This window comes from Pseudomonas reidholzensis (genome assembly GCF_900536025.1).
Taxonomy (GTDB): Bacteria; Pseudomonadota; Gammaproteobacteria; order Pseudomonadales; family Pseudomonadaceae; genus Aquipseudomonas; species Aquipseudomonas reidholzensis.
Map to the genome: position 1 here is coordinate 55,423 of NZ_UNOZ01000023.1, position 8,970 is coordinate 64,392.

The window sequence follows — 8,970 nt, forward strand, 5'->3', positions numbered from 1 at the left end:
AAAGGGACGCCTCATGAAAGCCATGGTTCTGCACGACGGTCAGTTGCGCCTGGAGACGGTCACTGACCCCCAGCCCACTGCGGGGCTACTGTTGACCCGGCCACTGGCCTGCGGTGTGTGCGGCAGCGACCTGCACGCCAAGGACCACGCCGAACACCTCTGCGGCCTGCTGCAAAGTGCAGGGTTCAGAGGCTTCATGGACCCGCACAAGCCGGTGGTGATGGGCCATGAATTCTGCTGCGAAGTGCTTGAACGCGCCCCGGGCTTCGAGGCCGGCCAGCGGGTCGTGGCCATGCCCTTCATCAGCGCGGGCCAGGGCGTGGAACTGGTCGGCTACTCCAATACCTTCAACGGCGCCTTCGCCGAGCAGATGCTGTTGCAGGCCAACCTGAGCTGGGCGGTCCCTGACCACGTAAGCACGGACATCGCAGCGCTTACCGAGCCGTTGTCGGTGGCCGTGCATGCGGTGGCAGAAGCCAACGTCGATGGTAACTGCGCCTTCGCGGTGGTCGGCTGCGGCCCGGTCGGGCTGTTTGTCATCGCCCGCTTGCGCGCCCTGGGCCTGGGCCCGGTACTGGCCATCGAACCGAGCCTCGCCCGCCGCGCCATGGCCGAGCAGATGGGCGCCGACAACGTGGTCGCGCCGGGCGACACCGGCGCCTGGTGGGATGCACTGGGGTTGCCGCTGGGGCTGTCGGATGCCATGGCGCAGGCTCCGGAACTGCGCCAGCGCTCACGCGCGGTACTGTTCGAGTGCGTCGGCAAGCCAGGGATGCTGATGGCCCTGGCGCGCTCGGCGCCGGTCGGCGCAACCATCGTGGTGGTGGGCAACTGCATGCAGCCGGACACGCTTGAGCCGGCGTTCCTGCTGCAGAAGAGCCTCACGCTGAAATTTATCTTTGCCTACACCGCGGAGGATTTCGCCGAGGCGTTCGCGATGATCTGCCGGCAGCCCGAGCAACTGGCGCCGATGGTCACCGGCAGTGTCAGCCTGGACAACCTCGAGCAGGCCTTCAGTGTTCTCAGCGGCAATGGCGTACATATCAAGATGTTGGTGAAGCCATGACGGAGTAATGGGATCGCATGAGGGCTGCGAGGTGCTAGCCACAAGCTTCTCGGGCGCTCTCAGGATCGAGCGCCGCCCGCGCGGCGCTTCGCGGGTGCTAGCCACAACTTCTCTAGCGCCCTCACTATCGAGCGCCGCCCGCGCGGCGCTTCGCGGGGCAAGCCCGCTCCCACATTTGTTGCAACGCGCCATGGCCTGTGAGAGAGGGGTTGCCAGCCTTGGTGCCAGGCGAAAAGCTGGTGGGGAGCCATTTGAGGCGGCTCAGGATCTTCGCCGGACAAACAAGGGCTAAGACAGGGGTCTGTCAGGCCATGGCACGATGCAACAAATGTGGGAGCGGGCTTGCCCCGCGAAGCGCCGCGCGGGCGGCGCTCGATCCTGAGAGCGCCCGAGAAGCCGTGGCTAGCGCCCACTACTCCCCACACATATAACTGACACTCAGAAATCCCGCTTGTAGAAGATATCCAACGAACTGGCCAACCCGCTGGCCGCCTCCAGGTACACCTTCTTGCTCAGCTTGTAGCGCAGAGCGATGGTGTTGGCCGGTTCGAACACCCCCACGCCATAGCGCAGGCTCAGCCGCTCGGTCAGGTTGCCGCTGGCGACCACGCTGGTGGTGTTGCCCGTGCCTTCGGTGTCGAGCTGGAAGTCATCGATGCCCAGGTTCGACGCGAGGCTGCCGGTCAGCCCGGCACTGCCTGCCAGGCCAAGGCCCAAGGCCGCCTGGGCGAGCATGTTGTTGTCTTCGCCGGTAGTGCCCAGCGGGCGGCCCAGCACCAGGTACGACAGGGCCTGCTCCTGGCTCATCGCTGGCTCGGAGAAGACCGTGGTGGTCGGCTGCTCGGCGCTGCCGCTGAGGCGGATACCAGCCGTCACGTCATCGACCTGGCGGATCGCTTCGATGTCCAGGTACGGCTGGTCGATCGGGCCGGCAAACAGCAGCCGCGCGCGGCGGATGGTCAGGCGCTGGCCGTAGGCGCGGTAACGGCCGTCGGCCAGGCTGAGCTCGCCGCGGGTGTCGAGGTTGTCGCCGATGTGCACATGGCCGAGCAGGTTGGCGGTGAGCCCGAAGCCGCTGAAGGAGAGTTTCTCCTGGCCGACCTCGACGTCGATGTCCATCGCCACGGCCATGGCCGGCGCGCCCTCCTCGGTCTGGTGGCCGACGATGACCGTGTCATCCGAGACCTTGACGGTCGACGGCGGCAGCTCGCGCACGGTGATCTTGCCCTTGGGCACCAGCACCTTGCCGGTCACTGCCAGCTTGTCACCGGCCAGGCGGATCGTCAGGTCGGGGGCGACGTCGAGGGTTGCGTAGGGTTCGACGCTGACCGGCAACTGCTGACCCTGCAGGCGCAGGTCCATGGCCAGTGCCTGACCCCAGGTCAGGTTGCCGCTCAATTGGCCACGGCCCGCTGGGCCACTGCGCCAGCCACCCTGCACCTGCACCTGCTCGCCGGCGATCAGCGCTTGCAGCGACAGGTCCTGGAGGCTGACCGGCAGCTCGGCACCACTCACCTCACCGCCGGTGAGGGCCAGGTTGCCGTTGACCTGCGGCGCCAGCAGCGAGCCGGACAGGCGGCCGCTGCCATTGAGCTGGCCGGCCAGGCGCTCGACCATCGGCACGAACGGCCGCGCCACCGACAGGTCCAGGCCCGTCAGGCGGAAGTCGCCCGACAGGGGCTTGTTCTTGCCCAGCGGATCGAGGCGGGTCGACAGCGCCAATTCACCCAGGCGCTCACCGCGGAAGTTCAGCGTGGTGTCGACTCGCCGCGGGCTCAGGGTGCTGTCCAGGCGCAGCACCTGATACGGGAAATCGACCCAGCGCTCAGCGTCACGCACGCGCAGCGTACCGCCGCTGGCATCGATGCGAATGGTGCCTTTCGGGCCACTGGCGGGGATGTCCAGGTTGACGTCGGCGTTGAGCATGCCCTGCCAGGCGAAGTCTTTCGGCAGCCATTGCGCCAGGCTGTCGATCGGGAACTGCTTGAGGTGATAGCGCAGCCGCGGCTCCGGCGCCAGGCGCTGGTCTTCGCCACACAGGCTGGCCGGGCCGGAGCGCCAGCAATGTGCGCCGAAGTCGAGCTGACCGTTGGCCAGGCGCTGCAGTTTGGCCGGGGCCTGCAACTGCCAGTCCTGGCCACCGGCCTGGATCCGCCCGGTGGCCAGGCGGCCGCGCCAGTCGCCCTTGGCCAACTGGCCGTCCAGGGCAAGATCAAGCTTGATTTGCGGGCCCGCCAGGGCCAGGGTCATGGCCTGCTGGCGAATGTCGCCTTTTCCGGCCACGCTGAGATCACCCAATGCCGTATCGCCCAGGCGAATCGTGCCGGCCTTGAGGTTGATCACCCCGCGCTGGGCGCTGTCCAGCCGGGCGTCGAGGTCGAGGCGCTGCACGCGGTTGTCGGCCTGGGCCAGTTGTTGCCCTTGCAGAGTAAGGGTGCCCTCGGGCGCGGCCAAGGTCCCGGCCAGGTCCAGGCGGCCCTTGACTTGCCCCTGCAGGCGCGGCCAGAGCTGGCCAAGGCGCGGCAGGTCGAGGTCGATACGCCCGGCCAGACGCTGTTGCAGGCTGCCGCTGCCATTGATGCGGTTGTCGCCCAGCTGCACCGCCAGGGCGCCCAGTGTCCAGCTGTCACCGGCGCCTTGCGCCTCGGCCTTGAGCACGGCGGGCTGGCCGCGCAGGCGGCCCTTGAGGTCGAGCTGGGCCTGCAGTTGCAGGCGCTCATCCTTCAATTCGCCTTTGCTGCGCAGCGGCCCGGCGAGCGTGCCGGGCAGTTCGGCCAGCCAGTAGGCCGGGTCGAGCGCGGCCAACTGCAGGTCGACATCCCAGGCCAGGGTATCGGCAAAACGCAGCGCCAGGCTGCCCGTCGCCTTGCCCTGCCCTGCGCTCAACGCCAGTTGCGGCAAGCGCACCTGGCCGAGGTCGCCTTCGAACGGGCTGGTCAGGTTGAACGCCCCCGCGGGGCCGTCGAGGTCGCCATTGAACGTGCCTTTATAGTTGCCATCGCGGTAGGCGACCTGGGCAGTTAGGCGTTTGAGGGTGACTTGTGGCGCCTCCTCCAGCGGATACAGGCGCAACCAGGGGAAGTCCTGCCAGTCGAGCTGGGCATCGGCGCTCAGGCCCTGCTGCCAGTCGGCGCTGGCTTGCAGCTTGAGCCGCTGGACCTCGCTGGCGTTGAGGTCGAGCGCATCGAGCTTGGCGCCCTTGGCATCCACCCGGCCCGCCAGGACCAGGGCAATCGGCCCCTGCTCCGCCGGCAGGCTGGCTGAACCGGAGAGTTGATAGCCCTTGAGCAGGTCGCCCTTGGCATCCAGGCGCAGTTGATTGAGTTGCAGCGTGTCGGGCAGCGTCGCGGCCGGCTTGAACGCCTCGGAGCGGATGCTCAGCTTGGCCGGCAGGTGCTCGGCCAGCGCTTGCAGCTCGCCAGTGAGGTGGGCGTCGAGGTAGCCCGTGCTGGTCGCGTCGATGTTCAGGGTCTTCTGCAGTTCGCCCTTGGCGGTCAGGGCCAACTGCCAGGCCTGGCCTTCGACCGCCGGCAGTTGCACGGTGCCCGCGAGCTGCAACGGCCAGTCCCCTTCGGGTTGCAGGTCGCCTTGCAGGTTCAGGTGCAGGTCGTCACGTTGCAGTTGCAGGCTGTCGATGCGCAGGCCGTTGGCGGTCCAGTGCGCCGCCAGTTGCAGGTCGCCCAGCAGGTCGCTGCCATCCAGGCGCAGTTGGCCCAGCTTGACCTCGCCGAGCTCGATCGCCAGCGGCAGACGCAGCGCCGGCAGCTGCAACGGGCCGCTGTCTGGGTCGGCTGCGCTCGGGGCAAACGCCATGTCGACCCGCTCGGCCTGCAGCCGGTCGATGCACAGCGTCGCGCGCAGCAGGCACAGCGGTGACCAGGCCAGTTGCGGCGCCTGCACCTCGACCTTGCTCGCGGCATCGGTCCAGGTCAGGCGACTGGCTTGCCAGCCGCCACCGAGGCGACCCTGGAAGTCTTCGACGTGCAGCCCGGGCACCAGGCCCAGTGCCCAGCGGCTACCGGCCTGGGTACCGAGCAACACTGCCAGGCTCAAGGCGACCAGCAGTACCAGGCCAAGCAGGCTCAATAGAATGTATTTGAACGCACGCGTCACAGCTCAGGCCCCATGGAGAAGTGCAGGCGAATGCCACCGTCGTCGTCCAGTGCCTTGGCCAGGTCAAGGCGCAGTGGCCCGACCGGTGACACCCAACGGACACCGATGCCGACACCGGTCTTGAGGCTTGGCAGTTCCAGCGTATTGAACGAGTTGCCTTGGTCGATGAACGTCGCCACCCGCCATTTGTCGGTCAGCGAATACTGGTACTCGGCACTGCCGGCAACCATGTAGCGGCCACCGATGCGGTCGCCGTCGCTGTTTTTCGGCGACAGGCTCTGGTAGTCGTAGCCGCGCACGCTCTGGTCGCCACCGGCGAAGAAGCGCAGCGAGGGCGGGATGTTTTTCTGGTAACCGTTGGTGGCGCTGCCGCCGAACTGCACGCGCGCCAGGAAGCGGTGGTTCTGGCCCAGCGTGGTCAGGCCCTTGAGCAGCACATTGCCGTGCAGCAGGTTGGTGTCGGAGACCAGCCCCTCTTTGGCGACCTGCGCGTCGAACTGCAAGCGGTAGCCGTTATGCGGGTCGAGGCGGTTGTCGCTGCGCACGTAGGAGTAACTCACCCCTGGCATCAGCAGGTTGCTCAGGCCGGAGTCATCGCCCAGCTTGTACTCTTCGCGCTGGTACTTGAGCGAGATCACCCGCTGCCAGCCGCTGGGCAGCTTGCTGTGCCACTCCGGGCCGACGGTAAGCAGCTTGCTCAGGGTGTCGGTCCCGGCGATCTCTTCATTCTGGTAGCCCCCGGCGAAGCGCAGCTTGTCGGTCAGCGGCGGGTCGAGCGGCACGTCGTACCACAGCCCGACGTTTTGCCGCGGCGCCGAGAGTTCGGCCTCCCAGCCGTAGCTATGGCCTTGCGGGTTGACCCAGTGGCGCGTCCAGTTGGCCTTGCCGCGCGGCCCGACGTCGGTCGAAAAGCCCAGGCCAAGGCCCATGGTGCGGGGCTTGCGGGTTTCCAGGCGGACGTCTACCGGGATCTCCTGGGCGACTGCGGCGGTGGGCGCTGCGTCAACCCGCACGCCTTCGAAGTAGCCGCTCGATTGCAGGGCGTTGTTGAGTTCGGCGATCAGTTCGGAGTCGTAGGGGGTGCCCGGCTTGAACGGCACCATGCGCTGCAGCAGGTCCTGGTCCAGCGGGGTATCGCCGCCAAAGCGCACGGCGCCCAGGTAGAAGCGCGGGCCGCTCTGGTAGACCAGTTCGATGTCGGCGACGCCGGCCTGCGGGTCGACCGCCAGGCGCTGGCGGCTGAAGTGGCCACTGAAGAAGCCGTAGCGCGAGGCCTGGTTCTGGATCAGCCGCTTGGCGTCCTCGTAGGTGCCATGGTTGAGCCGCTCGCCGGCACGCAGCGCCTTGCTATCTGGCAGCCGAAACGCCTTGAGTTCGCTGGCTGGGCCTTCGATGCGCACCGTCACGTTGCGCAGCCGGACCGGCTCGCCGGGGTCGATGCGGATGATCAACTGCGCCGACGCGTCCTTGTCAGCCGCTGGCTTGACCTCGGTGTCGATCTGCGCCTGGTAGTAACCGAGCGCCTGGGCGGCCTTGCGCGCCTGCTCCTCGGCACCGCGACTGAAGCGCAGCAAGGCCTCTTCGTCACGCTCGCCAAGGCTACCGATATAGCCCTCGACATTCGCCTTGAGCGCCTTGTTGGCCGGTTTCACCCGCACCAGCAATTCGCTCTGGGCCCATACTGTACTGCTGGCGGCCAGGATGATCAGGCCCCAGGTTAGTCTTCCTGAATACGTCATGCGGGGCATGCTACCAGAGCCAGACGCGCAAGGCAGCGCTCTACCGCGCAGGTCACGCGATTGCTGATTTGGATGACAACGGATTGGGATGAAAAAACACCCGCTCGCGGATCGGTCCTACGGCGATTTCGCCGATTTCCTGGTAGCCATGGCGCTCATAGAACGCCAGGTAGTGGGCATTGCCGGTGTCCAGCACCACGCCTTGGGTGCCCGGGTCATCGGCGCACCAGTCGTGAACCGCCTGTAACAATTGCTCACCGTAATGCTGGCCCTGGTACTGCGGGTGCACGCCCAGCAGCGGCAGCACGTGGACCTGGTCCGAGGGCAGGCAGGCGGCCAGCGCGGCCTGGTAATCCAGGTAGCGACGGGTACAGCGCAAACCGGTACCGAGGATCATCCGCAAGCGCCACGCCCAGCTGTCGGCCACACCGAGCCTGCGCAGCGGCGGCACGATCAGCGCCAGGCCCACCAGGCGGTCTTCGACCATTACCCCGAGCGCCGGCAGCTGCAAATAGAAATGCTGGCGCACCCACTCGCGGATCATCACCCGCAGGCGGCGTTCATAGCCGGGCCGCTGGCCTTCGAACAGGTAGGCGAAGGTCGGTTCGTGGCGGTACGCGTGGTACAGCAACGAGCGCACCTCGCGGCCGTAGCCCTCGTCGAGCAGGCAGATGCGGGCCGGAGCGGGGATGTCTTCGGGCATTGCGGGCAATCCTCCTTGGAATGGACGTACAGTGCCTTGGAGGTGCGACACCGCACTTGGTTCACCTCCTTCCGCACGTTAGCAGCGCAGACTGCACGGCGCCATGCTGGTGGTCGCGGCCGATGTCCGCTAGCATCCCCGCTTTTACCAGGATTGGCTCGCCATGAAGATCGTCTCGTTCAACATCAACGGCCTGCGCGCCCGCCCGCACCAGCTGGCGGCACTGATCGAGAAGCATCAGCCAGACGTGATCGGCCTGCAGGAAACCAAGGTCAGCGACGAACAGTTTCCACTGGCCGACGTGCAAGCCCTGGGGTACCACGTGCACTACCACGGGCAGAAGGGCCACTACGGCGTCGCCCTGCTCTCGCGCCAGGCGCCGCTGGCCTTGCACAAAGGCTTTGCCAGTGACGAGGAAGACGCCCAGCGGCGCTTCATCTGGGGCACCTTCGCCGATGCCGATGGCAACCCGATCACCATCATGAACGGCTACTTCCCGCAGGGTGAAAGCCGCGACCACCCGACCAAGTTCCCGGCCAAGCAACGCTTCTACAGCGACCTGCAAACCCTGCTGGAAACCCAGTTCGACAACCAGCAGCCACTGGTGGTGATGGGCGACGTCAACATCTCCCCGCAGGACTGCGACATCGGCATCGGTGCCGACAACGCCAAGCGCTGGTTGAAGACCGGCAAATGCAGCTTCCTGCCGGAAGAGCGCGAGTGGATGGAACGCCTCAAGGGCTGGGGCCTGGTCGACAGCTTCCGCCACCTGCACCCGGAGGTGGCCGACCGCTTCAGCTGGTTCGACTACCGCAGCCGTGGTTTCGAGGACGAACCCAAGCGTGGCCTGCGCATCGACCTGATCATGGCCTCGCAAGGGCTGCTGCCGCGCGTGAAGGCGGCCGGGGTGGATTACGACCTGCGCGCGATGGAGAAGCCCTCGGACCATGCGCCGATCTGGCTGGAGCTGAGCTGAGGTCACCGCGCCAGAGCCGCTGTGAACGCAAGAAGGGTTCTTCACGGGTTATTGGGGTAGTTGCCGGTGGGGGCGCGTTTTGGGTATCGAGCTTATCCGGTTGATGGGGGGCTGCTGCTGGCCCCTTCCGCCCTTACGGCGGGTCACTTTTTTTCTTGGAAAAAAGTAACCAAAAACCGCTTGCTCCTGCATCCGGCCCTTCGCTGCGCTACGGGTTCCCTCACTCCGGCCTTGCTCCCGCGAGGACCGGGCTGTACGGGCCTTCCTGGCCCGCAGCCCTTGCCGGCCTTCCTGGCCGTCACCTCGCTTCGCAAGACCTCCGTTCGGCCTCCTGCAGTCGCAGTAGATCAAGCTCACAAGCTAGCTCAAGCTC

General features: G+C 66.7%; 5 protein-coding genes. 2 read left to right on the plus strand and 3 right to left on the minus strand.

Features of this window, described 5'->3' with window-relative positions; translation table 11 throughout:
* Positions 1-13 precede the first annotated feature (13 nt).
* Positions 14-1,066, plus strand: coding sequence for a zinc-binding dehydrogenase (locus CCOS865_RS16580; RefSeq protein WP_119142746.1), 1,053 nt, complete (start codon positions 14-16; stop codon positions 1,064-1,066).
* Between the two features lie 438 nt (positions 1,067-1,504).
* Here the strand turns inward: CCOS865_RS16580 and CCOS865_RS16585 are convergent, their stop codons facing one another.
* Genes CCOS865_RS16585 through CCOS865_RS16595 form a run of 3 tightly spaced genes read right to left on the minus strand, consistent with a single transcriptional unit; the run spans position 1,505 to position 7,621 of the window.
* Entirely contained in the window at positions 1,505-5,179 is a 3,675-nt protein-coding gene (locus tag CCOS865_RS16585) for a translocation/assembly module TamB domain-containing protein (protein ID WP_119142747.1), read from the minus strand.
* On the minus strand, positions 5,176-6,918 hold the full coding sequence (locus CCOS865_RS16590; RefSeq protein ID WP_119142749.1) for an autotransporter assembly complex protein TamA: 1,743 nt from the start codon (positions 6,916-6,918) through the stop codon (positions 5,176-5,178). The genes CCOS865_RS16585 and CCOS865_RS16590 overlap by 4 nt, the downstream gene beginning before the upstream one ends.
* Before the next feature lie 52 nt (positions 6,919-6,970).
* Positions 6,971-7,621 (minus strand): GNAT family N-acetyltransferase, encoded by a 651-nt coding sequence (locus tag CCOS865_RS16595; RefSeq protein ID WP_119142750.1) that lies wholly within the window; start codon positions 7,619-7,621, stop codon positions 6,971-6,973.
* A gap of 163 nt (positions 7,622-7,784) precedes the next feature.
* Here CCOS865_RS16595 and xthA point away from each other — a divergent pair, with 163 nt between their 5' ends.
* The gene (gene xthA, locus CCOS865_RS16600) at positions 7,785-8,597 is read left to right on the plus strand and encodes an exodeoxyribonuclease III (protein WP_119142752.1); all 813 of its coding nucleotides are present in this window, start codon (positions 7,785-7,787) and stop codon (positions 8,595-8,597) included.
* The last annotated feature ends 373 nt before the right edge of the window (positions 8,598-8,970 follow it).